22 protein-coding genes and 1 pseudogene are annotated in these 22,347 nt (G+C 58.8%); 13 read left to right on the top strand and 10 right to left on the bottom strand.

The annotated features are described in order from the left end of the window. Nucleotides 1–204: 204 nt before the first annotated feature. From uvrD to ACIOVB_RS08615, 3 genes are all read left to right on the top strand, one after another. The gene (gene uvrD / locus ACIOVB_RS08605; RefSeq protein WP_187677183.1) at nucleotides 205–2,388 is read left to right on the top strand and encodes a DNA helicase II; all 2,184 of its coding nucleotides are present in this window, start codon (nucleotides 205–207) and stop codon (nucleotides 2,386–2,388) included. Between the two features lie 226 nt (nucleotides 2,389–2,614). Next, nucleotides 2,615–3,490: a Tim44 domain-containing protein gene (locus ACIOVB_RS08610; RefSeq protein WP_401266682.1), complete on the top strand. Its 876-nt coding sequence runs from the start codon at nucleotides 2,615–2,617 to the stop codon at nucleotides 3,488–3,490. Between the two features lie 138 nt (nucleotides 3,491–3,628). Further along, nucleotides 3,629–4,036, top strand: a complete 408-nt coding sequence (locus ACIOVB_RS08615; protein ID WP_003187120.1) for an SMI1/KNR4 family protein — start codon at nucleotides 3,629–3,631, stop codon at nucleotides 4,034–4,036. A 21-nt stretch (nucleotides 4,037–4,057) separates the two neighbouring features. Here ACIOVB_RS08615 and ACIOVB_RS08620 read toward each other — a convergent pair whose 3' ends face one another. Then, nucleotides 4,058–5,821: a cation:proton antiporter gene (locus ACIOVB_RS08620; RefSeq protein WP_187677185.1), complete on the bottom strand. Its 1,764-nt coding sequence runs from the start codon at nucleotides 5,819–5,821 to the stop codon at nucleotides 4,058–4,060. A gap of 280 nt (nucleotides 5,822–6,101) precedes the next feature. Here ACIOVB_RS08620 and ACIOVB_RS08625 point away from each other — a divergent pair, with 280 nt between their 5' ends. Continuing rightward, nucleotides 6,102–6,584, top strand: coding sequence for an acyl-CoA thioesterase (locus ACIOVB_RS08625; protein WP_083349923.1), 483 nt, complete (start codon nucleotides 6,102–6,104; stop codon nucleotides 6,582–6,584). A 101-nt stretch (nucleotides 6,585–6,685) separates the two neighbouring features. Here the strand turns inward: ACIOVB_RS08625 and pdxY are convergent, their stop codons facing one another. Continuing rightward, entirely contained in the window at nucleotides 6,686–7,558 is an 873-nt protein-coding gene (gene pdxY, locus ACIOVB_RS08630; RefSeq protein WP_401266685.1) for a pyridoxal kinase PdxY, read from the bottom strand. 116 nt (nucleotides 7,559–7,674) lie between these two features. Here pdxY and ACIOVB_RS08635 point away from each other — a divergent pair, with 116 nt between their 5' ends. Next, entirely contained in the window at nucleotides 7,675–8,088 is a 414-nt protein-coding gene (locus ACIOVB_RS08635) for a DUF3301 domain-containing protein (RefSeq protein ID WP_187677187.1), read from the top strand. Nucleotide 8,089: 1 nt separating this feature from the next. Here the strand turns inward: ACIOVB_RS08635 and ACIOVB_RS08640 are convergent, their stop codons facing one another. After that, complete coding sequence (locus ACIOVB_RS08640) at nucleotides 8,090–9,061, bottom strand: CobW family GTP-binding protein (RefSeq protein ID WP_401266687.1); 972 nt, start codon at nucleotides 9,059–9,061, stop codon at nucleotides 8,090–8,092. Between the two features lie 40 nt (nucleotides 9,062–9,101). Here ACIOVB_RS08640 and ACIOVB_RS08645 point away from each other — a divergent pair, with 40 nt between their 5' ends. Further along, entirely contained in the window at nucleotides 9,102–9,458 is a 357-nt protein-coding gene (locus ACIOVB_RS08645) for an NADH:ubiquinone oxidoreductase (protein ID WP_401266690.1), read from the top strand. A gap of 4 nt (nucleotides 9,459–9,462) precedes the next feature. On the opposite strand, the gene ACIOVB_RS08650 is transcribed toward ACIOVB_RS08645, so the two are convergent. The 3 genes and pseudogenes from ACIOVB_RS08650 to ACIOVB_RS08660 all read right to left on the bottom strand — a co-directional run. Beyond that, nucleotides 9,463–10,113, bottom strand: a complete 651-nt coding sequence (locus ACIOVB_RS08650; protein ID WP_401266693.1) for a DUF1826 domain-containing protein — start codon at nucleotides 10,111–10,113, stop codon at nucleotides 9,463–9,465. After that, nucleotides 10,113–11,318, bottom strand: coding sequence for a zinc metallochaperone GTPase ZigA (zigA, locus tag ACIOVB_RS08655; protein ID WP_401266696.1), 1,206 nt, complete (start codon nucleotides 11,316–11,318; stop codon nucleotides 10,113–10,115). Before zigA ends, ACIOVB_RS08650 begins: the two co-directional genes overlap by 1 nt. A gap of 228 nt (nucleotides 11,319–11,546) precedes the next feature. Beyond that, nucleotides 11,547–11,783, bottom strand: a pseudogene (locus tag ACIOVB_RS08660) (N-acetylmuramoyl-L-alanine amidase); the annotation flags it as partial. Between the two features lie 278 nt (nucleotides 11,784–12,061). Between ACIOVB_RS08660 and folE2 the strand changes: the two are divergent. Genes folE2 through ACIOVB_RS08690 form a run of 6 tightly spaced genes read left to right on the top strand, consistent with a single transcriptional unit; the run spans nucleotide 12,062 to nucleotide 17,268 of the window. Then, nucleotides 12,062–12,958, top strand: coding sequence for a GTP cyclohydrolase FolE2 (gene folE2, locus ACIOVB_RS08665; protein WP_401266698.1), 897 nt, complete (start codon nucleotides 12,062–12,064; stop codon nucleotides 12,956–12,958). Further along, on the top strand, nucleotides 12,955–13,623 hold the full coding sequence (locus ACIOVB_RS08670) for a metal ABC transporter ATP-binding protein (protein ID WP_187677193.1): 669 nt from the start codon (nucleotides 12,955–12,957) through the stop codon (nucleotides 13,621–13,623). The genes folE2 and ACIOVB_RS08670 overlap by 4 nt, the downstream gene beginning before the upstream one ends. Next, on the top strand, nucleotides 13,623–14,489 hold the full coding sequence (locus ACIOVB_RS08675) for a metal ABC transporter permease (protein ID WP_401266701.1): 867 nt from the start codon (nucleotides 13,623–13,625) through the stop codon (nucleotides 14,487–14,489). Before ACIOVB_RS08670 ends, ACIOVB_RS08675 begins: the two co-directional genes overlap by 1 nt. Before the next feature lie 11 nt (nucleotides 14,490–14,500). Then, nucleotides 14,501–15,376 (top strand): metal ABC transporter substrate-binding protein, encoded by an 876-nt coding sequence (locus ACIOVB_RS08680; protein WP_401266705.1) that lies wholly within the window; start codon nucleotides 14,501–14,503, stop codon nucleotides 15,374–15,376. Continuing rightward, nucleotides 15,373–15,933 carry a DapH/DapD/GlmU-related protein gene (locus ACIOVB_RS08685; RefSeq protein WP_187677196.1) on the top strand — a complete coding sequence of 187 codons (561 nt, stop codon included), beginning with the start codon at nucleotides 15,373–15,375 and terminating at the stop codon, nucleotides 15,931–15,933. The genes ACIOVB_RS08680 and ACIOVB_RS08685 overlap by 4 nt, the downstream gene beginning before the upstream one ends. A 3-nt stretch (nucleotides 15,934–15,936) precedes the next feature. Further along, nucleotides 15,937–17,268 (top strand): dihydroorotase, encoded by a 1,332-nt coding sequence (locus ACIOVB_RS08690; protein ID WP_401266708.1) that lies wholly within the window; start codon nucleotides 15,937–15,939, stop codon nucleotides 17,266–17,268. 72 nt (nucleotides 17,269–17,340) lie between these two features. On the opposite strand, the gene ACIOVB_RS08695 is transcribed toward ACIOVB_RS08690, so the two are convergent. Beyond that, a complete protein-coding gene (locus ACIOVB_RS08695; protein WP_187677198.1) occupies nucleotides 17,341–17,859 on the bottom strand; it encodes a DUF3617 domain-containing protein in 519 nt (172 codons plus the stop codon). 133 nt (nucleotides 17,860–17,992) lie between these two features. On the opposite strand from ACIOVB_RS08695, the gene cls reads away from it, so the two are divergent. Next, nucleotides 17,993–19,432, top strand: coding sequence for a cardiolipin synthase (cls, locus tag ACIOVB_RS08700; protein WP_401266710.1), 1,440 nt, complete (start codon nucleotides 17,993–17,995; stop codon nucleotides 19,430–19,432). An 8-nt stretch (nucleotides 19,433–19,440) separates the two neighbouring features. Here the strand turns inward: cls and cfaB are convergent, their stop codons facing one another. The 3 genes from cfaB to ACIOVB_RS08715 form a co-directional block, all read right to left on the bottom strand. Then, a complete protein-coding gene (cfaB, locus tag ACIOVB_RS08705; protein WP_401266713.1) occupies nucleotides 19,441–20,628 on the bottom strand; it encodes a C17 cyclopropane fatty acid synthase CfaB in 1,188 nt (395 codons plus the stop codon). 84 nt (nucleotides 20,629–20,712) lie between these two features. Then, nucleotides 20,713–21,501 carry a putative DNA-binding domain-containing protein gene (locus ACIOVB_RS08710; RefSeq protein WP_401266715.1) on the bottom strand — a complete coding sequence of 263 codons (789 nt, stop codon included), beginning with the start codon at nucleotides 21,499–21,501 and terminating at the stop codon, nucleotides 20,713–20,715. Next, on the bottom strand, nucleotides 21,492–22,337 hold the full coding sequence (locus ACIOVB_RS08715; protein ID WP_401266718.1) for a DUF692 domain-containing protein: 846 nt from the start codon (nucleotides 22,335–22,337) through the stop codon (nucleotides 21,492–21,494). The genes ACIOVB_RS08710 and ACIOVB_RS08715 overlap by 10 nt, the downstream gene beginning before the upstream one ends. Nucleotides 22,338–22,347: the final 10 nt, after the last annotated feature.

Below are 22,347 nucleotides of genomic sequence, written 5' to 3' on the forward strand. Positions count from 1 at the left end.
CATACACAAGCCAACCCCTTTGCCAAACTGCCCCGGATCATAATTTCAGCGAAACTTTTCGCCCCCGTGGCACCGACAAAACCCGCAAAGCGAGACGGGCTGACGCTTGTAGCCAGTGACCGACCGGTCGTCATCGGCAGCAGTTTCATCGGCTAATGCAAAGCTCGGTTTGCCCGGGCCTGCGGCGCACCCTAGAATGCCCCGATGCGCGATGATCTCTCCCTTCTGCTGAACTCCCTCAACGATGCCCAACGCCAGGCCGTAGCAGCCCCCGTTGGCCGTCAGTTGGTCCTGGCCGGTGCTGGCTCCGGTAAAACCCGAGTGCTGGTGCACCGTATCGCCTGGTTGATCCAGGTCGAAAACGCCTCGCCCCACTCCATTTTGTCGGTGACCTTCACCAACAAGGCTGCTGCCGAGATGCGTCACCGCATCGAGCAGTTGCTGGGCCTCAACCCGGCCGGCATGTGGGTCGGCACCTTCCACGGCCTGGCGCACCGCTTGTTGCGGGCGCACTGGCAGGAAGCGGGCTTGAGCCAGACTTTCCAGATTCTCGACAGCGATGACCAGCAACGCCTGGTCAAGCGGGTGATCCGCGAGCTGGGCCTGGACGAGCAACGCTGGCCGGCCCGTCAGGCCCAGTGGTTCATCAACGGACAGAAAGACGAAGGTCTGCGTCCGCAACACATTCAGGCCAGCGGCGACTTGTACCTGGCCACCATGCGCGGCATTTATGAAGCTTACGAGGCTGCTTGCCTGCGCGCGGGCGTTATCGACTTCTCCGAACTGCTGCTGCGCGCCCTCGATTTGTGGCGTGATCACCCGGGCCTGCTTGCGCACTATCAGAAACGCTTCCGGCACATTCTGGTGGACGAGTTCCAGGACACCAACGCCGTGCAGTACGCCTGGTTGCGCTTGCTCGGCAAGGGCGGCGACAGCCTGATGGTGGTCGGCGACGATGACCAGTCGATCTACGGCTGGCGCGGCGCGAAAATCGAGAATATTCATCAGTACTCGTCCGACTTCCCGGACGCCGAGACCATCCGTCTGGAGCAGAACTACCGCTCCACCGCCGGCATCCTCAAAGCGGCCAACGCCCTGATCGCCAACAACACCGGCCGTCTCGGCAAGGAACTGTGGACCGACGGCGGCGACGGCGAGGCGATCAACCTGTACGCCGCGTTCAACGAACACGACGAAGCACGCTACGTTGTCGAAACCATCGAAAGCGCGCTGAAAACCGGCTTGGCTCGCAGCGATATCGCGATTCTGTACCGCTCCAACGCCCAATCCCGCGTTTTGGAAGAAGCCTTGCTGCGCGAGCGCATTCCGTACCGCATCTATGGCGGCCAGCGCTTCTTCGAGCGGGCGGAAATCAAGAACGCCATGGCGTACCTGCGCTTGCTCGAAGGTCGCGGCAACGATGCGGCACTGGAGCGGGTGATCAACGTCCCGGCGCGCGGCATCGGTGAGAAAACCGTCGAAGCCATTCGCGAGCATGCACGCCACAGCGATGTATCGATGTGGGAAGCCATGCGCCAACTCGTCGCCAATAAAGGCCTGACCGGTCGCGCGGCCGGTGCACTCGGCGCGTTTATCGAGCTGATCGAAAACCTCGCGGCCAAGTGCATGGAGATGCCGCTGCATTTGATGACGCAAACCGTCATCGAGCAGTCCGGCCTGATCGCCTACCACGAAGCGGAAAAAGGCGAGAAGGGCCAGGCTCGGGTAGAAAACCTTGAGGAACTGGTCAGCGCAGCACGCAACTTCGAGAACACCGAAGAAGACGAAGAACTGACGCCACTGGCGGCATTCCTCGGCCACGCTTCGCTGGAGGCCGGCGACACTCAGGCCGACGAACACGAAGACAGCATTCAGCTGATGACCCTGCACAGCGCCAAAGGCCTGGAATTCCCTTACGTGTTCCTGGTGGGCATGGAAGAAGGCCTGTTCCCGCACAAGATGAGCCTGGAAGAGCCGGGGCGTCTTGAAGAAGAACGGCGCCTGGCCTACGTCGGCATCACCCGGGCGATGCAGAATCTGGTGATGACCTATGCTGAAACCCGACGCCTGTACGGCAGCGAGACCTACAACAAGGTCTCGCGTTTCGTACGTGAAGTGCCGAAAGGCCTGATTCAGGAAGTGCGCCTGTCGAACAGCGTCAGCCGACCATTCGGCGGCAACCAGTCGATGAGCGGCAGCAACCTGTTCAGTGGCAGCGAGATTCCGGAAACCGGCTTCAGCCTGGGTCAGGCGGTGCGTCACTCGATCTTTGGCGAGGGCGTGATCCTCAACTTCGAAGGCGCCGGAGCCCAGGCTCGGGTGCAGGTGAACTTCAGCGAAGGCAGCAAGTGGCTGATGCTGGGTTACGCGAAGCTGGAAGCGATCTGACGTTCACGCGTAGAACAAATGTGGGAGCGAGCCTACTCGCTCCCACAGGGATCGATTTCTTTCTGAACCTATCGACTTTTCCTACAGCCAAAAGTACATGGCCTTATTGCCGCGACCGAGCTGAACGTAACCTGTCAGGCAAAAGCCCGAAACACTCTCTCGCTAGCCAGCAACAGTTCAGCTGTGCAACATGGCGCGCGTGTCTCCACAAACGGGAATTCCCTTTATGAAACGTTTTCTTAGCATCGCCATGGCGTTGTGCATCGGCCTGACGCGGTGCCTCGACGCCAACGCCAAGCGCTTTGGTGGTGGCAAAAGCGCCGGCGCTGCGCCGACGCACCAGACCAGCCAGATGGCTCCTTCTTCCCCAGGCGTGGGCGGCGCTGCAGCGACCGCTGGTGCTGCCGGTGCCGCTGGCGCTGCTGCCAAGGCTGGCGGCGCTTCGAAATGGCTCGGCCCTCTGGCCGGCATCGCCGCCGGTGGTCTGCTCGCTTCCATGTTCATGGGCGGCGGCTTCCAGGGTATGCAGATCTTCGACATCCTGATCATGGCCGTGATCGCGTTCGTGATCTTCCGCTTCATCGCCGCTCGTCGTCGCAAGCAGCAGGAGCAACTGGCTCCGGCCGGCGCGCCAATGCAGCGTGAAGTGTTCGAACAAAAGCCTGCCGGCATGGGTTCGATCTTCGGTGGTTCGGCTGCACCTGCCGCCGCCCGTCCGGTAATCAACGCACCGGCCTGGTTCAACGAACAGAACTTCCTTGAAGCAGCCCGTAGCCACTTCCAGTCGCTGCAGCAGCACTGGGACGCCAACGAAATGGACAAGATCGCCGAGTTCGTGACCCCGCAAATGCTTGAATTCCTCAAGCGTGAGCGTGCGGATCTGGGCGACGCTTTCCAGTCGACCTACATCGACAATCTCCAGGTGCAACTGGATGGCGTGGATGACCGTGCGGACAAGACCATCGCCACCCTGACCTTCAGCGGCGTGTCGAAGACTTCGCGTTTCGACCAGGGCGAAGTGTTCAGCGAAAGCTGGAACATGGAACGTCCGCAGGGCGACAACCAGCCTTGGCTGGTGGCTGGTATCCGCCAGAACGGCTGATACCCTCTGCCTTAAGCATGCGGTAACGAAAACCCCGGACTTGTCCGGGGTTTTTCTATTTCGCGGTTGCATCTATAGCGAGCTACTGTATAAACCGGCCCATATAAACCGCGCCATTCAAGCAAGAGGATCCCGGACGTGGAAGAAATCATCGAACAACTGCGCGAAGCCAACGAACCCGTACCGGTTCCATTGGAGTTGCCTGACGAAGACTTGCTGGTCGAAATCGAAGAACAACTGTTCATCGACATTCCGTTTGTCTTCAGAGAGTTTTTGCTGACGGTCAGCGATGTGGTTTACGGCAGCCTGGAACCGGTGACTGTCACCGACCCGCAATCGCACACCTACTTGCCGGATGTCGCCGCCAACGCTTGGGATGCCGGCGTGGATCGCAGCCTGATCCCAATTTGCCAGGACGGCGACGACTACTACTGCGTCGAAGAAGACGGCACCGTGGTGCTGTGGCAGGCCGAAGAAGAACTGATTGCCGAAGAAACCTGGGAGTCGGTGTGGCACTGGGCACGGGACGTTTGGCTGGAAAGCTGATCGGCCAAACGCCCCGGTTGGTCAGTGCCCCGACGACTCCTTGTGGTTGTCGAGGGTTTCCAGCAAGGCCACCTGCATCCGCGTGTGCACGCGGATGAACCATCGCCAGAGCAGCGCCGCCACAGCGGCCGCGACCACGGCGATCAGCACCAGCAACTTGTTGGTCGGCAAGATACTGGCCGACAAGGCTGCCAGCAGCAGGAAAATCACCAGCAGCGAGAGAATCGGGATCACTTCTGAGATGACCCGACGCACTCGCTGCGTGTGCCGCCCGGCCATCTCCGGCTTCACGCCCATTTCCGCCAGCAGCATCGACAGCGCCTTGAGCTTGCGATAGGCGGCGATGAGGAACGGTAGCGACACCAGCAATGCCCCGCCCCAGATCAACGCCTTCTGCCAGCTCGAATCACTGATCCAGTCTTGCAGCGACAGCGAGATGCGCTCGGCGAAATACGCGCCGGCAAAGAAGATCGCAATCACCAGGGCCAGATTGACCCCGACCTGCAACAGAATCCGCCGGATCATCGACGCCAGCATGGCGCCCTCGCCTTGCGGCTGGATGCTGCGCAGCCATTCGCCGTACATTCCGAATACCCGTGCGAGAGGCTTGGGCATGGCGGCAGACAGCTTGATCGACAGCGGATCCGCCGCGCGAATCAGGTACGGCGTCAGCAGTGTGGTGATCACCGACACTGCCACGGCCACCGGATAGAGGAAGTTGCTGGTGACCTGCAAGGTCATGCCCAGCGCGGCGATGATGAAGGAAAATTCGCCAATCTGTGACAGCCCCATCCCTACCCGCAGTGAGGTTCGTCCGTCATTGCCGGCGATAAAGGCACCAAGGCCGCAGGACAGAATCTTGCCGAGCACCACGGCGACGGTGATCACCGCGATCGGCCACGCGTATTGCAGGAGAATCATCGGGTCGAGCATCAGGCCAATGGCGACGAAGAAGATTGCACTGAACAGGTCTCGAACCGGCTCGATCAACCGCTCGATCTTCAGCAGTTGCCGCGACTCGGCCATGATCGCGCCAATCAGGAACGCCCCCAGCACCATGCTGTATTCGAGCTTGACCACCAACAGGCAGAAACCGAAACACAGGCCCAATACGGTGATCAGCAACATCTCGTTGCTTTCGAATTTCGCCACGTAAGCCAACAGACGCGGCACCAGCAGAATGCCGATCACCAGCGCGACAATCATGAACAGCGACAGCTTGCCGACCGTGGAAAATACTTCGCCGGAACTAACAGTGCCGCTGACCGCGATACTCGACAGCAAGGCGATGATGCCGATGCCGAGGATGTCCTCGACGATCAATACGCCGAAGATCAACTGCGCGAAGCGCTCGTTCTTCATCTTCAGATCGTTGAGCGCCTTGACGATGATGGTGGTCGAGGAAATCGCCAGGATCGCGCCGAGGAACAGCGAATCCATGGTGTTCCAGTCGAACCAGCGGCCGATTTCGTAGCCGATCCAGATCATCAGCACGATTTCGAGGAACGCCGCGATAAATGCCGTGGCACCGACCTTGAACAGCTTGCGCAAGCTGAACTCCAGGCCAAGGCAGAACATCAGGAAGATCACCCCCAGCTCGGCGAGGGTCTTGATGGTTTCTTCGTCGTGGATGAGGCCGAACGGCGGGGTGTGCGGGCCGATGATAAACCCGGCGACGATGTAGCCAAGCACCACTGGTTGCTTGAAGCGATGAAACAGGACGGTCACCACACCCGCGACCAACATGATCACTGCCAGGTCCTGAATAAAACTGATGGCATGCATGGCGTGGGCTCCTTGAATGACGAGGCTCGCAGTCAGACATCAGAAAAGTCTGAGCGAGCTGGGTAAAAATCCGCTTTTCGTGTGGGAATTGCCCTTGAGGCGGGCTTTTGCAGGGTAACACCGCGACTTCCGGCAGGAAGGCGGTGCAATATAAGGAAACAGATCGATCCCGGCGTGACGGCGGCCCGTCGCCCGGCGTCCCGATAACGGTACTTTTGAAAAGCGACCAGGCACCCGCAGAGGTGCTTCCAGCAAACCCGCCTTGATCCGTGAGAACGTTATGGAACCCGGAAACGCCCAGCTGTCGATGACGGTACTGATGACCCCCGACATGGCCAACTTCTCTGGCAATGTCCACGGCGGCACCCTGCTCAAATACCTCGACGAAGTGGCCTACGCCTGCGCGAGCCGTTATGCCGGCCGCTACGTGGTGACGCTGTCGGTGGATCAGGTGATTTTCCGCGAGCCGATTCATGTCGGCGAACTGGTAACCTTTCTGGCGTCGGTCAACTACACCGGCAACACCTCGATGGAAGTCGGTATCAAAGTGGTGACCGAGAACATCCGCGAGCGCTCGGTGCGCCATACCAACAGCTGCTTTTTCACCATGGTCGCGGTCGACGATCAGCGTAAACCGGCTCCAGTGCCGCCGCTGCAGCCGCAGAACAGCGAAGACAAACGCCGCTACATACAGGCCCAGCAGCGCCGGCAGATTCGTCAGGAGCTGGAAAAGCGTTATCAGGAAATAAAAGGCGACGCCTAAGATCAAAAGCAAAAGATCGCAGCCTGCGGCAGCTCCTACAGAGGATTAACGCCCACCCTGTAGGAGCTGCCGCAGGCTGCGATCTTTTCGCTTTTAAACGATTAAAGACTGATCGGTGTAGCCTCGAACTTCACCCGCGGATGCGCAATACGATCCTGCGCCCGCACCAGTTGCAGCTCATAACTGGCGCACGCCTGGGTCTCCAGCAGCACCTCATGCACCGCTGCCGCCGTGAACTCGAACGCGGCTACCAGACTGTCGCCCAGCAGCACCCGCGCCAGAAACAGGCCGGACGTCAGATCGCCCACACCCACCGGTTGACGCGGAAACGCCAGCAACGGACGGCGCAGATGCCAACTACCCTCGGCAGTCACTAACAGCATCTCGAAAGCCTCCGCCGGTTTGCCCGGGTAGTCCAGATGCTTGACCAGCACCGCTTTCGGTCCGCGCGCCAGCAGCGCCCGCGCCATCGCCAGGCAATCGAACAGCGATTGCGGCTTGCGCCCGGAAAAGCTGTCCAGCTCCAGTTGGTTCGGGCACATGAAGTCAGCCACAGCCGCTGCTTCTTCCAGCAGGAAATCACTGACCTCGGCCGGCACGCTGCAACCCTTCTCCGGGTGGCCCATCACCGGGTCGCACAGATAGAGAGCCTTCGGGTTGACCGACTTGATGCGTGCAACGCCGCTGAGAATCGCCCGACCCTGCGCTGCGTTACCCAGATAACCGGATAGCACCGCGTCACAGTTGCCCAGCTCACCAATGGCCGCAATACCTTCGACCAGCTCGGGAATCTGTTGCGGCGCCAGCACTTCGCCGGTCCATTGGCCGTACTGGGTGTGGTTGGAAAACTGCACGGTGTTGAGCGGCCAGACATTCACCCCGACCCGCTGCATCGGAAATACAGCGGCGCTGTTACCGGCGTGGCCGAACACCACATGGGACTGAATGGCGAGCAGATGAGGCGTACGTTTCATTCGGGTTTTCCGTAAAACGATTGAAATTCAAGCCGCGCAGTATGCGACGAAACGCAGCCTGTACGACAGACCGGCGACGCAGTTAAGCTGACGCTATCTTTTGGAGTCCCTTGTTGATGCTGACCCTCGAAAACATCTTCGTGTTGATGCTGTTCGCCGCTGCCGGCGCGTGGCTTTGGCACAACCACGGCTTGCGCGAGCGGGCGCTGGAGCGGGTCAAACAGCATTGCACCAACGTCGGCGTCGAGCTGCTGGACGGTAACGTCGCGTTGAAGAAAATTGGTTTGATCAAGGATGCCAGTGGTCGGCGACGCCTGGCGCGGGTCTATAACTTCGAATTCACCGTGACCGGCGAAACCCGACACAACGGCACCATCACCCAATTCGGCGCCCATAGCGCGCAGATCGAACTGGCGCCCTACCCGGCCCCGTTCGACGACACGCCGCCAGTGGTTGAGGTGCATAAGCCTCGGGCTGAAGTGATCGAGCTCAGTCAGTGGCGGCAGGAACATACCAAGTGGAAGCCGTGAGTCAGCCTGCCTGAATCCGGCACTGCGCCAGTCCAGCCTGTAATTGATCGATATTTTGCGGATCGGCGAAGATCAGCTCGATCCGCGAGTCCTTACGCCATTCGCTGGCTGTCCAGTTCAGCATTGAGTTATCCAGCGCATTCGCCGAAACCCAGCCGTCCGCGCTGTGGATAACCAGTTTGGCCCGTGCCCACACAAGGCTTTCAAGCCAAACGGCCATTCGATGCATGTCTAACTGCTGACTCGGATGCCAGCGCCATCCGATACTCCAACCGCCCTCCTGCGCCTGAATCAGGCAAATGGGTTGCGTCGGATCGCTCCAGACCGTCGGCATCTGCGCCAATCCTTTGGGCACGACCCAGTTATCCACACCCGCCACCGCTTGAATGGCCAGACCTGGCAGTTCGCTCAAGGACAGTTGCGCCTGTTGCGTCCAGATCAGCCTGACGGGTGGCAACTGACTGGATATTTTCTGTCGAGCGACGTCATCCAGGCTTTCAGCCTTGTTCAGCAACAACAAACCGGCGCTGGCCATCGCTTGCTGTTGCGCAGCCGGCAGCGCTTTCCCCGCGCTTAGCGATTGAGCATCCAGTACCAACACACACGGCTGAACTGCGAGAACCCCCTGCCATGGCGCTTCACTCAGTTGCTTGAGTAATTGCGCCGGATGGCCCAACCCGGATGGCTCGATAAACAGCCGATCCGGCCTGGCCTTGCGCAGCAACCGCCCGAGGCCGATCTGAAACGGCGCGCCATTGACGCAACACAAGCAACCCCCGGCCACTTCGCCCAGTGCGATACCATCGCCGTCGCGGGTCAGCAGTGCGGCGTCGAGGCCGATCTGGCCGAACTCATTAATCAGCACCGCCCAGCGCTCGCCTTCCGGCCGTTGCGCCATGAGATGGCGGATCAGGCTGGTCTTGCCGGCGCCTAACGGGCCTGCAATGACATGAGTAGGAATGTTCTGCAACATGGTGGGTATTTTCTGAGGAAAGCTTCTGAGGAGGTTGAAGATGCGTTGGATGGGATGGTCGTTGCTGTTAATGATGATGTCGAGCGAAGTGTTGGCCCAGGCCTGCGTGGTGCACAGTCAGGGCGAGCGGCTCGACGTCAAAGTCTGCCAGCAAAACCGCAACATCCCGGAAAAGCTGTTCAACGACGGCTTTTGCCAGCCCACACTAGCCGGGCAGAAAGTCGACGTGCAGTACGTCGATCAATGCCCGACCGGAGCTTTCGGCGTGTGCAGCAACGCGCAAGTCGCCAATATGCCCTATCGCCAAGACATGCACTATTACGGCGTTGCCACCGATGCCGCGTATCTGAAACCTTACTGCGAAGGCCAGAGCCAGGGTGCTTGGCTCAAGCCTTGAGCCGCTAGCCGAGCCAGTCGAGGGTCAGGATCAGTCGACGCTCATCGTGAGCGAGTTGCGGCGAGCGATGGATCAGGCCGAAGCCCTCATTGCCGTGCCATTTTTCGCCTTTCAATAACGCCACATCAGCGCTTTTGAGTTGCTGGATCTGCCCTGCTTCCTGAGGCTCGGCGTTGGCCTCGCCCAGTTGCTGTCGATCCATCGCGCCTTCCCTGAGCCACTGGCTGCCGACTCCCGCGTAGGTGGTGATCAGGCGCACCGGTACATGATCGACGTGAAAGCGTGGGCACATCGCTTTATCCAACACCCGCAGGCGCAGGCCGATCCGCCGGGCGCCGAGCAGGCACGCGAAGGCGCTCACGAGCCATTTCACATCAGCGATAAAGCCGTCATAGCCTTGCAGATCGCGAAATCCCAAGGCTAGCCCGGTAAGATCCGGCTCTGCCTCCTCGTCGAATAACTCCAGGCAGCGCGACTCGGCCAGAGGCTCGTTGAGTGACAGCAGCAAGTGAGCGAAATCGGCGATGTGCAGCGGCAGTTGTCGCTGCCAGACGGCGAGGTTGGTGTCGTCCTCAAGGATTCGTGTCAGCACTTCGGGCGTCGGCCCTTGATGCTGATGGCGTGTGCGGTTTTGCTGGAGTTTCAATGCGAGCATCAGGCGGCCTCTTCGTGCCAAGGGCCGAACGGATCCAGCAGCAATCGCCAGCCTTCAACACCGATCGCCATTTCATCGTCGGTCAGCAGACAACCATCCAGTTCGGCAGAGAGCTGTAGGAAATTGATGTTTTGGCCGATGAATACCAACTCCTGGCGGCAGTCGCCTACGCTCGGCGTCCAGTTTTCCATGATCGCCTGGGTACTTTCCTGATCCTGCGGCCACTGGTTTTTCGGCACGAAACGCCACCAGCGCCCGGCAAAACCATGGCGCATCAAACCGCCGGCCTGCGACCAACTGCCCGCATCTGTAGGCTTGCTCGCCAGCCAGAAGAAACCTTTGGAGCGCAACAGTTTCCCGTTCAGCCATGGGCGGTCGATGAAGCTGAAGAAACGCTGTGGGTGAAAGGGCCGGCGCGCGCGGTAGGCCGTTGAGGCGATGCCGTACTCCTCGGTTTCCGCGACGTGCTCGCCGCGCAATTCCTGCAACCAACCGGGCGCTTGCGCGGCTTTCTCGAAGTCGAAACGGCCGGTGTTGAGGATCTTCTCCAGCGGCACTTCGCCCATCACCATCGGGATGATTTCGGCGTGTGCATTGAGACGTTTGAGGATGGCGATCAGCTCTTCACGCTCATGTTGGCTGATCAGATCGATCTTGCTGATGAGCAGTACATCGGCAAACTCGATCTGCTCGATCAGCAAATCGGTGATGGAGCGTTCGTCCTCTTCGCCCAGGGTTTCACCGCGAGAGGCGAGGCTTTCGGCAGCCTGGTAGTCGAGCAGGAAATTCACGCCGTCGACTACAGTGACCATGGTGTCGAGGCACGCGATGTCGGCGAGGCTTTGTCCCTGTTCATCGCGAAAGGTGAAGGTCTCTGCCACCGGCAGTGGCTCGGAGATACCGGTGGACTCGATCAGCAAGTAATCGAAGCGACCATCGCGAGCGAGCTTGCTGACTTCTTCGAGCAAGTCTTCGCGTAACGTACAGCAGATACAACCGTTACTCATTTCCACGAGTTTCTCTTGGGCGCGGTTCAGGCTGACATCGCGCTGAACTTCGCTGCCATCAATGTTGATCTCGCTCATATCGTTGACGATGACCGCTACGCGCAATCCCTTGCGATTACGTAGTACGTAATTCAAAAGTGTACTTTTTCCAGCGCCGAGAAATCCGGAAAGAACGGTGACGGGCAGTTCGGCTGACATTGGGTAATCCTCTTCAGGTAGCAGCCGATCTGCACTTTTGCGTAGCGCGTGACGTTCTGGGCTTCATACGACGGTTCGTAGAAGGTAAACGCTTGAAATCGGCTGAATCAGGCTTAGCTCAAATTAATGTTATAGTATAACAACATAAATTAGCCAGCCTTGCTCTTGCCCCTTAGAGATAAAGAGTCAGAAGCTGCCATCAGTGCATCGCTTGGGAAATGTGATGAAAATTGCGTAGAAATGCTGTTCCACGCGCTTCTGATGCAACGTGGTGATGCCGGCCAGACTGCGGAGAATCGTACTTCCCAGTTGCAAACTCACGGCGATGGTAGCGTTCATTGAGATGTCGAGAATCACACCGGCGAGCATCGGATCCTTGTCCTTCAGATTTAGCAAACTGGTCGCACCGAGCAGATCCGCACCGTCCTCTCGCTGTGCCATGAAACGCGCAGTCGCCGATGTCGCTCTTCGGATGAGTCTATCCCCAGGTGTTTCACGTGGAACCTCTAGTGTCGGAAGTGCCTGATTGTTCGAACGAATCATCGTGTCGCCGAGCGCCAAAGTCTCACGGTGCGGATCTTTGTCTTTGCGGCTGAGACAGTGAAAGGTAAAGCGAACACGGCAGCGAGGATCAGATTGAGCAAGTGGCATCTGTGAATATGAAAGCCTGTTCATGAAAAATGCGTCGTGATCTGAATTGTTATAATATAACATCAAATTCAATCAACACGATGGTCCCGAACATGAATTCGCTGACACTTCCGGATATCGCTGCGCAGGCTGCGCGCCAAGCGTTAACACTCGAATGGGTGGGCATGCGCGGCATCGCTTTGCCAGTCTTGTTAGAGAGCCAACGGCTGAATGCCAAAGTCGATGCAGGTGTGAGCCTTGATGACGGCGATGCTCGCGGCATTCATATGTCACGACTGTATCTGGCACTGGAGACCCTTGAGCGGGAAAACCTTTGCCCTACTTTGCTGCGTTACGTACTCCAGCGTTTCGTCGATAGCCATGAAGGTTTATCCAACAACGCGTACCTGAATATCCACACAGAGATTCTGCTGAAAAGGCCTGCACTGGTCAGTCCTTTGGCCGGTTGGAAATCGTATCAAGCGACCATTTCAGCCAGTCTGAAAAACGAAATGTTCCACGTGGAACTCAAAATCGATGTGCCCTACTCTTCGACGTGCCCTTGTTCTGCAGCCCTCGCAAGACAATTGATCCAGCAACAATTCATCGACGACTTCGCAAACAAGCCGCTACAACACGCCGACGTTTTAACTTGGCTCGGTTCGACCCAGGGCATCATCGCCACGCCCCACAGCCAACGCAGCACCGCACAACTGCATGTTCATCTCGATGAATTCATCGATGAGTTGCCGCTGAGTGCACTCATCAATGACGCAGAAGCAGCACTCGGAACAGCCGTCCAAACCGCCGTAAAACGCGCTGACGAACAAGCCTTCGCACTCGCCAATGGACAGAATCTGATGTTCTGCGAAGACGCCGCGCGTCGACTGAGTCTGGCACTGCGTCGCTCCCCCGGCGTCAGTGCTTTTCATCTGCGGGTGATCCACGCCGAAAGCTTGCACGCACACGATGCCGTTGCTGAAAGCCATTGGCATCGGGAGCACGCATGATTCGCTGCCAATCATTGAGTTGGGGCGCACCCGGTCAACCGCTGACATCCCCCCTCAGTCTCGAACTCGACAGCGGTAGTCTCACGGCAATCATCGGGGCGAACGGCTGTGGCAAAAGCAGTCTGCTGAAAGTCATCGCCGGACTGCAAAAGCCATTGGCAGGCAACGTCACCCTGAGTGTTCCACGCCAAAGCGGATTGTCCTTCCTCCCCCAGCAACAGCATCTGGATCGCCAGTTCCCCATCAGTCTCCAAGATTTGGTAGCCGCTGGTTTCTGGGGACGACGACTGTCCACGCAATTGCGCGCTCAACGCCTCGCTGCGGCACTGGAAAACTGGCACCTGAGTGGACTCGAAGATCGTCCGCTGATGGCCCTGTCCGGCGGAGAATTACAACGTGCCCTGCTCGCTCGATTGAGTCTGACCGACTCACCTGTGCTGCTGCTCGACGAGCCCCATGCTGCACTTGATGAGCTAGGCCAACGGCTGCTATGGCAACACATCCACGCATGGCATGGCGAAGGTCGAACATTGGTCGTGGTTTGCCATGACCTCGCCGCCGTCCGCCAACACATCCCAAAAACGCTGTTAATCAAAAACGGCGATTGCGTATTTGGCGCCAGCGCAGAACTCATCCAGCAGTCACCTCACACTCAGGTGGCCTGATGCTCACCTTCGCTCACTTCTGGCAACCGTTCACCGAGTTCGTCTTCATGCGCCGCGCCCTCCTCGGTGGCCTGGTATTGGCCTGCAGCACTGCGCCACTGGGTGTGTTTCTGATCCTGCGGCGCATGAGTCTGATCGGCGACGCCGTGGCCCACGGCATCCTTCCCGGCGCCGCATTGGGCTTCTGGTTCGCCGGGCTGAGTCTGCCCGCGTTGACCTTTGGCGGTCTCGCCGCGGGTCTGAGCATGGCCGGCCTCGCCGCCTGGATTACCCGCCGCACAGGCCTGCGCGAAGACGCCAGCCTCGCGGCGATCTATCCCATATCGCTGGCCAGTGGCGTGTTGATTCTCGGCATCGCCGGCAAACGCCTCGACCTCTTGCATCTACTGTTCGGCTCGGCATTGGCCGTCGACGGACCAACCCTCAATGGCATGTTGTGGGTCTCGGCATTCAGCCTGATCGCGATGATGCTGATCTACAAACCCCTATTGCTCGACACCCTCGACCCATTGTTTTTAAGAACCGTGAGCCGCCTCGGTCCGATCGCCCACGGCGTATTCCTGACCCTGGTTGTGCTGAATCTGGTGATCGGTTTCCAGGCGATCGGCGCGTTGATGGTGGTCGGCCTGATGATGCTGCCCGCTGCGGCTTCTCGATTCTGGAGCCGCCGATTGCCGAACCTGATTGCCATCGCGGCGATCATCGGTTGCGTCTCGGTGTGGTTCGGCTTGCTCGTCTCTTTCTATTACTCGCTCCCTAGCGGCCCGGCCATCGTGCTGGTCGCTGGCACGGGTTATCTGCTGTCCGTGGTGTTCGGGCCGGTCCATGGCCTGCTGCGCCGCCCGCCTTTGCTCACATCCCAATGAGGTGTTTCCCGATGCGCGCTCTACTCGTGCTGTTCAGTCTGATGCTGTCGATGTCCTTATCGGCGGCGGAGAAAATGCCGGTGGTCACCAGTTTCAGCATCCTCGCCGACATGGTTCATCAGGTCGGCGGCGAGCATATTCAGATCATCAACATGGTCGGGCCTGACGCTGACGCTCACACCTATGAGCCGACTCCGGACGACGCCAAAGCGCTGCTCAAAGCCAAACTGATCATCAAGAATGGCTTGGGTTTCGAGCCGTGGCTGGATCGCCTGGTGAACAGTACCGACACCCAAACCACAGTCATCAGTGCCAGCCATGGCGTGATTCCACGTTCACTCGATGAGGACGGTGAAACCATTCCCGACCCGCACGCCTGGCACAATCTGGCCAACGCCGAGTTGTACGTCGCCAACATCACCAAGGCACTGGTCGCCGCTGATCCGACGAATAAGGCCGACTACGAGCGCAACAGTAAAACCTACCTGAAACAAATCTACGCCCTGCTCGCCGAAGCCAAGGCCAAGCTCGGATCGCTGCCAGCAGGCAACCGCAAAATTGTCACCAGCCACGATGCGTTCGGTTATCTCGGTCAGGCTTACGGCATCGACTTCATAGCCCCGCAAGGTCTGTCCACAGAACGCGACCCTTCCGCTGCAGAAGTCGCTGCGCTGATCACCCAAATCCGCCAAGCCAAAGTCAAAGCGGTGTTCATCGAAAACATCAAGGACGCACGACTGCTCAAACAGATCGCCGACGAGAGCGATGCCCACATCGGCGGCACGCTCTACTCGGATGCCCTCGCCGCGAGCGGCCCGGCCAGCACCTTCACCGGGCTGTTCGAATACAACCTCAACACCCTTTACAACGCGCTGAGCCAACCATGATCCGCAAGAATCCTTCAGGCGATCTGCCCCAAATTGCCGAGTCGGCCTACGTCGATAAAACCGCGATCATCTGTGGCAAAGTAGTGATTGGCGAAAACGTCTTCGTCGGTCCTTACGCAGTCATCCGCGCTGACGAAGTGGACGCTTCGGGCAACATGGAGCCGATCACCATCGGCGCCAATTCGAATATCCAGGACGGCGTGGTGATCCACTCCAAATCCGGTGCGGCGGTGACCATCGGCGAATTCAGCTCCATCGCCCACCGCTCGATCGTCCATGGCCCCTGCGTGGTGGGCGACCGGGTGTTCATCGGCTTCAACAGCGTGTTGTTCAATTGCGTGGTCGGCGACGGCTGCGTGGTGCGGCATAACTCGGTGGTCGACGGCCGTGATTTGCCGGACGCGTTCTACGTGCCCTCCACTACCCGGATCGGGCCGAACACCGACCTTTCGTTATTCCCGCCGGTGAGCGTCAGCGCTTCGGAGTTTTCCGAAGATGTGGCGCGGACCAACGTCGATCTGGTGCGCGGCTACAAAGCCTTGCAGAACGAGTTCTGAACCATGAGCAGCGTACTGATCCGCAACGCCAGACTGGTCAACGAGGGGCGTGAGTTCGACGCAGATTTGCTGGTCAGCAATGGCCGCATCGTCAAGATTGCCCGCAGCATCGAAGGTGAAACCGCGCGCATGGAAATCGACGCCAAAGGACAATGGCTGCTGCCGGGCATGATCGATGACCAGGTGCATTTTCGCGAACCCGGCGCGCCGGCCAAGGGCAGCATACATAGCGAATCCCGCGCGGCGGTCGCGGGTGGCATCACCAGTTTCATGGACATGCCCAACACCAATCCGGCCACCCTCACCCTCCAAGCGCTGGCGGATAAGAAGCGCCGTGCGGCAATCAGTTCGGTGGCCAATTACGCTTTTCACTTTGGCGTGAGCCAGGACAATCTCGACACCGTTGCCGCGCTCAATCCTTATGAAGTGGCCGGGGTCAAAGTGTTCATGGGCGCGTCTACAGGCAACATGCTGGTGGATGATCCGAAGATTCTTGAACGACTGTTCGCCGAAGTACCGACAATTCTATTGGCCCACTGCGAGCACACGCCGAGTATCGACGCCAACGCGGCCAACCTGCGTGAACGGTTTGGTATTCATCTGCCTACTGCGGCTCATGCACTGATTCGCAATGCCGAGGCGTGTTATCGCTCCTCCTCACTGGCCGTGGATCTGGCGAGACGTCACGGCACGCGCCTGCATGTTTTACATCTGACTACCGCCCGTGAACTGGAACTGTTCGAGGACAAACCCCTGGCGCAAAAACGCATCACTGCCGAGGTCTGCCTGCACCATTTGTTGTTCGATGATCGCGACTACTCAAGCCTCGGCAACCTGATCAAATGCAATCCGGCGATCAAGACTCAGGCCGACCGCGATGCATTGCGTGAAGCGTTAAACAGCAATCGACTGGATGTGATCGGCAGTGATCATGCCCCCCATACGTGGGACGAAAAGCAGCGTCCCTATGCCGAAGCGCCCTCGGGGTTGCCGTTGGTGCAGCACGCCCTGCCGGCGTTGCTGGAACTCGTGGCGGAGGGTGTGCTGCCGATCACCACGCTGGTGGCGAAGATCAGCCACCGAGTGGCGGATCTGTTTGCGATTCCGGATCGGGGTTATCTGCGTGAGGGGTATTGGGCGGATCTGGTATTGGTTAAACCAGAGATGCTGGATGTGTCGCGGCAACCGGTTCTGTCGCAGTGTGGATGGACGCCGTTTACCGGTCGAAGCTTTCGGCATCGGGTAAGGATGACGTTGGTGTCAGGGCAGATTGCCTGGCATGAGGGCCAGGTGAATGAGGGGTGTCGGGGATTGCCACTGCGGTTTATGCGCTGATGCCTTCGCGAGCAGGCTCGCTCCCACAGGTACAGCGCAATACTTGTGGGAGCGAGCCTACTCGCGAAGCTTTCAAGCTCTTGGTTTGACCGTGCCGCAATCCTGTCCCAGCCACACTGCACGGGTTTCCAGGCTGCCCTTCTGGTTGATGCCAATGGCATTGAACGTACCGTTGGCAACCGTGGTGAACTCACGATCACTGAGGAACGTCGCCACACCGGTACCCTGAGCTTTTGGGCAGCTGAAGCGGAATTTCCACTGGTTACCGCTGCGCTCGGTAATCTGCTGTTTGCAGCCCGATTGTGGATCGGCCAACGGAATATCATTGGTCGCCACTTGCTGTGGAGTCAGGCAGGCGCGGATGCCCTTGCCGCCGATATTGATGCCGTTTTTCTCCAGCGCCGCCCGCTGTTGCGGCGTCATCTGGCCTTGAAGCTGACCCAGGATCGATTGCACATCCATTGGCTGGTCATCGACTTTCACATTACTCGACGTCATTTCCCACAACCCCGGCTGCAGCATTTGCGCCTGCGCAATCACCGGCAATGCCAAACCCAGGCCCAACGCCAAACCCAGCAGACGAACGTTCATCGAGAAACTCCTGATCAGTAGTGGCCGTTAGACGTCGGCCGATTGCTTCGGTTCATGCGCCAATTAAATAGCGACTTTCGCCACAGAACATGGTCTGTTAAGGCATCAAAATCTTGCGGAGCAAGGCTGCCCCATGGATTATTTTGGACCGCACATTTTCGGTTATTTGATCGCCCTTATACACACCCTCGGCTTGATCGCTGCCATACATGCGGTGCTGACGGTGCGCACGGCTCAAGGCTCGATCGCCTGGGCATTGTCGCTGATCTTCATTCCTTACCTGACGCTTATTCCGTACCTGGTGTTCGGTCGCAGCACCTTCGATGGCTACATCAAAGCGCGCCGCCAGGCCAACGAGCAGATGCGCCTGGCCATTTCCGAGCTGAACTGGCGCCCGTGGGTGGAAGAAGCCCTGACCGCGCGCGCCTCGAATGCCTACGCTTCCTTGCGTGCGATGCCGAAACTGGGGCGCATGCCGTGTCTGGCGAACAACGAAGTCCAGTTGCTGGTGAACGGCACCGAGACGTTCAACGCGATTTTCCAGGCCATCGATCAAGCGAAGGAAGCAGTGCTGATCCAGTTCTTCATCATCCATGACGATCGCCTTGGCCAACGCCTGCGTGACTTGTTGCTGAAGAAAGCTGCCGAAGGCGTGACCATTCACCTGCTCTACGACCGTATCGGCAGCCACGCCCTGCCCCACAGCTATGTGCAGGCGCTGCGCGATGGCGGCGTCGAGGTCAAAGCGTTCGCCACGCGCAGCGGCTGGCTCAATCGCTTTCAGGTCAACTTCCGCAATCACCGCAAAATCGTCGTGGTCGATGGCGTGGTCGGGTTCGTCGGCGGGCACAACGTCGGCGATGAATATATGGGCGAGAAACCGCCGCTGGCACCGTGGCGCGACACTCACGTAAAAGTGCGTGGCCCGGTAGTAGCGTGCATGCAGGAATCCTTTGCCGAAGACTGGTTCTGGGCCGCGCGCACGTTGCCGCCGCTGATCCTGCCGGACGAATACCCGGACGACGGCGTGCTCTGCCAATTGCTCGCCACTGGCCCTGCAGACGCCTACGAAACCTGTTCGCTGTTCTTTGTCGAAGCCATTCACGCAGCGACAGAGCGGGTGTGGATCACCAGCCCTTACTTCATTCCGGATGAAGCCGTGTTTGCGGCGTTGCGTCTGGCGGTGTTGCGCGGTGTCGATGTGCGCCTGTTGCTGCCGTCGCGCCCCGATCACCGCATCGTCTACGCCGCGTCCAGCCTATATGCCTTTGAGGCTGTGCGTGCAGGCGTTCGGGTGTTCCGTTACGAGCCTGGGTTCCTGCATCAGAAAGTGGTGTTGATCGACAGCGAGATCAGCGCGATCGGCAGCGCCAATCTGGACAATCGTTCGTTCCGGCTGAATTTCGAAGTGATGCTGCTGACCGTCGACAGCGACTTCGCTGCCAACGTGGAACACATGCTCAAACAGGATTTCGAGCAAGCCTACGAGATCGCCAAAGAAGAAAGCCGAGAGATCCACCGCCTGCAACAGGTCGGCATGCGGATCGCCCGGCTGATCTCGCCGATTCTCTGAAAAAACCATCAAGGATGGTAGATATCGTCGCGTGTCCATGGCAGTTCATGGCTGCCATCGGCGTGTGCTTTCACCGCAAGGATCTGGTGCAGGTTGATCCACCCGTGCGCGAACGCGTAAGCACAACCGGCCAAGTACAGCCGCCAGATCCGTAGCGCCTGATCGGGCACCAGTTTGCCGGCCGCTTCGAGGTTGTCCTCCAGCCGCTCACTCCAGTGATCCAGCGTACGGGCGTAATGCAGGCGCAGACTTTCGACGTCGACAATCTCCAGGCCTGCTTCGCTGATCTCGGCGGAAATCATCGACAGATGCGGCAACTCACCGTTGGGGAATACGTATTTCTCGATGAACTCCCCGGCGCCACGCCCGACCGGACGGCCATCGATGTGCTTGGCGGTAATCCCATGGTTCATCACCAGACCGCCCTCCTTCACCGCGCCGAACAGGGTCTTGCAGTACTCGGCCAAGTTGGCGTGGCCAACGTGTTCAAACATGCCGACGCTGACGACTTTATCGAAACGGCCGTCCTGCGGCAGATCGCGGTAGTCGAGCAATTGCAGTTCGATCTGGTCTTCCAGACCTTCGTCCTTGACGCGCTCGCGCGCCAGTTCGAGTTGTTCCTTGCTCAGTGTGATGCCGAAGACCTTGGCACCGAATTCCCGCGCAGCGTAACGCGCCAATCCGCCCCAGCCACAACCGACATCCAGCAGATAATCGCCCGGCTGCAAACGCAGCTTGCGGCACAAATGACGGAATTTGGCTTGCTGCGCCTGTTCGAGCGACTCGCTGCCAGTCTCGAAATAGGCACAGGAATACGCCATGTCGCTGTCCAGCCAGAGCTGGTAGAACGCGTTGGACAGGTCGTAGTGGTAGGAAATGGCTTTGGCGTCGGTTTCCTTGTCGTGCAAGGTCCGCACAGGCTGATTGTCTTCGTCTTCATTGAGCAAAGCGTTGCTCAGTTCGTCGCAGACCCGGATGACCTCGCTGATCGAGCCCTCCAGTTCAAGCTTGCCTTCAACGAACGCCGCCCCCAGCGCGTTCAGGCTTGGATGGGTGAACTGGCTGACCATCTGCGGGTCCTTGACCACGATGGTGACACTGGGCGCCGGGCCCAGATTGTACTCGTGGCCGTCCCAGAGCCGCAGGCGAAGCGGAAGCTGCAGGTTCTGTAAGGCCGGTGGAAGTTGCACGAGCATGGAAAATCCCCCATGTTTCAGACGTCCAATCTGAGGGTAGACCATCCTGGAAAATTAGCAGGCTATCGATTTAATTAGCCTTATCTATCGTTGCAGACGCTCTAGCAGGCCGTCCTGCACCCACTGTTTCAACCAGGTCACGGCCTGAAGTGGAGCGCCCTCTCCATAGATGACTGCTAACTCGGCGCACAGTTCGGCGAAACTCCAACCTTCGTTTACCAAGCCATTCAGGGCATTGGCCTCGGCAGATTCCAGACTGCGGTAATGACAGCTCAGACCGTTGCGCCAGATCAGGTAGATCTGGGGGATTTGAAGTGGCTGGCTGGGAGGGAAATCGGTTTCTTCCTTGACTGAGCGCCACAGGGCAAAGCTATTGAACCGGCATTCCAGCCACTGAACGCAAGACGCCTGTTTGACTCGCAGCGCTGGCCATTCTTGCGCGGACAGTGTCGTCATTGTTTCGAGGGTTAACGGCTCACCCGCTGGCGCATCGAAAGCCAACGTGAATGCCCATTCGACCACTGCCATTTCAGCCAAAGGAGCACTTTGCTCAGGCACCAGATGCTCGCGAATAAACCCTTCGAAGCCTTTGCCCAGCCAACGCAGACTGTAATGCGCAGACGGGGATTGGCGCAGGTACGCGGTAGCGAGCGCGTCAAATTCCTCGTCGCCCATCCAGTGCCAGATGGCTGGAAAATCGTTGCGCAACACCTCCAGTAACCGCGCTAGATAGGCGTTGTGATAGATCGCCAGACCGGTGCCGACATCCAGTGTCGGCCCGCCGATCAGGCTGGTGCTCAATAGCGCATGGGCTGTTGCCCCCTCATCCAGCAAAAACGACTCAAATGCAGATTGCCATTCTTTCAGGCGCATTGCTGTCTCCCGGCCAGAACCGTGTCACCTGACTGCCGGGCTTTCTGCAGTTCATCGAGCAACTCTTCAAAAGGCGGAAAATGATCATCACGTTCCAGCAAAGTAGCCACCGGCCCGAAGTGCTCCAATGTACGTTGATACAGCGCCCAGACGGGGTCGCTCACTGGTTGGTCATGGGTATCGATGACGTAATCGCCGTAATCGCTATGGCCCGCCAGGTGCAGTTGACGCAACTTGTCCGCCGGCAGGCTTTGAATGAATGTCCACGGATCGAAGCCGTGATTGCGTGAGCTGACGTAGACATTGTTGACGTCCAGCAGCAACTGGCAGCCGCTTTCCCGGCTCAGGGCAGCAAGAAACTCCCATTCAGTGAAATCATCTGAAGCGGCTCGGACATAGCTGGAGACGTTCTCCAGCACCAACGGACGCTGCAAAACATCCTGAACGTGGCGCACTCGCTCGGCAATGTACTCAAGACTTTCTTGGGTGTAAGGCAGAGGCAGCAAATCGTGCAACTGATGGGCGTTGCCGCGGCTCCAGCACAAGTGATCGGAGATCCACGCCGGGTTGACCCGTTCTGCCAGTTGCTTGAGTTGTTTCAGATAGTCCGCATCGAGGGCATGCGGCCCGCCGATGGAGAGGGAAACGCCATGCATCACCAGCGGATAGCGCTCGGCGATGGCGTCCAGGTAATACAGGGCTTTGCCGCCCTGCACCATGAAATTTTCGGAGACCACTTCAAACCAGTCCACGTCCGGCGACTGTTCGAGGATCTGCTGGTAATAAGCGCTACGCAATCCCAAGCCGTAGCCGAGGAAGGGAACAGAGGCGGACATGTGCAGACTC

Origin of the sequence: Pseudomonas sp. NPDC087639, assembly GCF_044743385.1 — a bacterium.
In the GTDB taxonomy this organism is placed as follows: domain Bacteria; phylum Pseudomonadota; class Gammaproteobacteria; order Pseudomonadales; family Pseudomonadaceae; genus Aquipseudomonas.

Coding starts and splice junctions, on each gene's coding strand:
- ACIOVB_RS08695 (WP_187677198.1), bottom strand. CDS start 17,859: ATGAACGTTCGTCTGCTGGGTTTGGCGTTGGGCCTGGGTTTGGCATTG.
- cfaB (WP_401266713.1), bottom strand. CDS start 20,628: ATGCTCGTGCAACTTCCACCGGCCTTACAGAACCTGCAGCTTCCGCTT.
- uvrD (WP_187677183.1), top strand. CDS start 205: ATGCGCGATGATCTCTCCCTTCTGCTGAACTCCCTCAACGATGCCCAA.
- folE2 (WP_401266698.1), top strand. CDS start 12,062: ATGAATTCGCTGACACTTCCGGATATCGCTGCGCAGGCTGCGCGCCAA.
- cls (WP_401266710.1), top strand. CDS start 17,993: ATGGATTATTTTGGACCGCACATTTTCGGTTATTTGATCGCCCTTATA.
- ACIOVB_RS08685 (WP_187677196.1), top strand. CDS start 15,373: ATGATCCGCAAGAATCCTTCAGGCGATCTGCCCCAAATTGCCGAGTCG.
- ACIOVB_RS08715 (WP_401266718.1), bottom strand. CDS start 22,337: ATGTCCGCCTCTGTTCCCTTCCTCGGCTACGGCTTGGGATTGCGTAGC.
- ACIOVB_RS08690 (WP_401266708.1), top strand. CDS start 15,937: ATGAGCAGCGTACTGATCCGCAACGCCAGACTGGTCAACGAGGGGCGT.
- ACIOVB_RS08620 (WP_187677185.1), bottom strand. CDS start 5,821: ATGCATGCCATCAGTTTTATTCAGGACCTGGCAGTGATCATGTTGGTC.
- ACIOVB_RS08680 (WP_401266705.1), top strand. CDS start 14,501: ATGCGCGCTCTACTCGTGCTGTTCAGTCTGATGCTGTCGATGTCCTTA.
- ACIOVB_RS08670 (WP_187677193.1), top strand. CDS start 12,955: ATGATTCGCTGCCAATCATTGAGTTGGGGCGCACCCGGTCAACCGCTG.
- pdxY (WP_401266685.1), bottom strand. CDS start 7,558: ATGAAACGTACGCCTCATCTGCTCGCCATTCAGTCCCATGTGGTGTTC.
- ACIOVB_RS08710 (WP_401266715.1), bottom strand. CDS start 21,501: ATGCGCCTGAAAGAATGGCAATCTGCATTTGAGTCGTTTTTGCTGGAT.
- ACIOVB_RS08610 (WP_401266682.1), top strand. CDS start 2,615: ATGAAACGTTTTCTTAGCATCGCCATGGCGTTGTGCATCGGCCTGACG.
- ACIOVB_RS08650 (WP_401266693.1), bottom strand. CDS start 10,113: ATGCTCGCATTGAAACTCCAGCAAAACCGCACACGCCATCAGCATCAA.
- ACIOVB_RS08625 (WP_083349923.1), top strand. CDS start 6,102: ATGGAACCCGGAAACGCCCAGCTGTCGATGACGGTACTGATGACCCCC.
- zigA (WP_401266696.1), bottom strand. CDS start 11,318: ATGTCAGCCGAACTGCCCGTCACCGTTCTTTCCGGATTTCTCGGCGCT.
- ACIOVB_RS08635 (WP_187677187.1), top strand. CDS start 7,675: ATGCTGACCCTCGAAAACATCTTCGTGTTGATGCTGTTCGCCGCTGCC.
- ACIOVB_RS08640 (WP_401266687.1), bottom strand. CDS start 9,061: ATGTTGCAGAACATTCCTACTCATGTCATTGCAGGCCCGTTAGGCGCC.
- ACIOVB_RS08675 (WP_401266701.1), top strand. CDS start 13,623: ATGCTCACCTTCGCTCACTTCTGGCAACCGTTCACCGAGTTCGTCTTC.
- ACIOVB_RS08645 (WP_401266690.1), top strand. CDS start 9,102: ATGCGTTGGATGGGATGGTCGTTGCTGTTAATGATGATGTCGAGCGAA.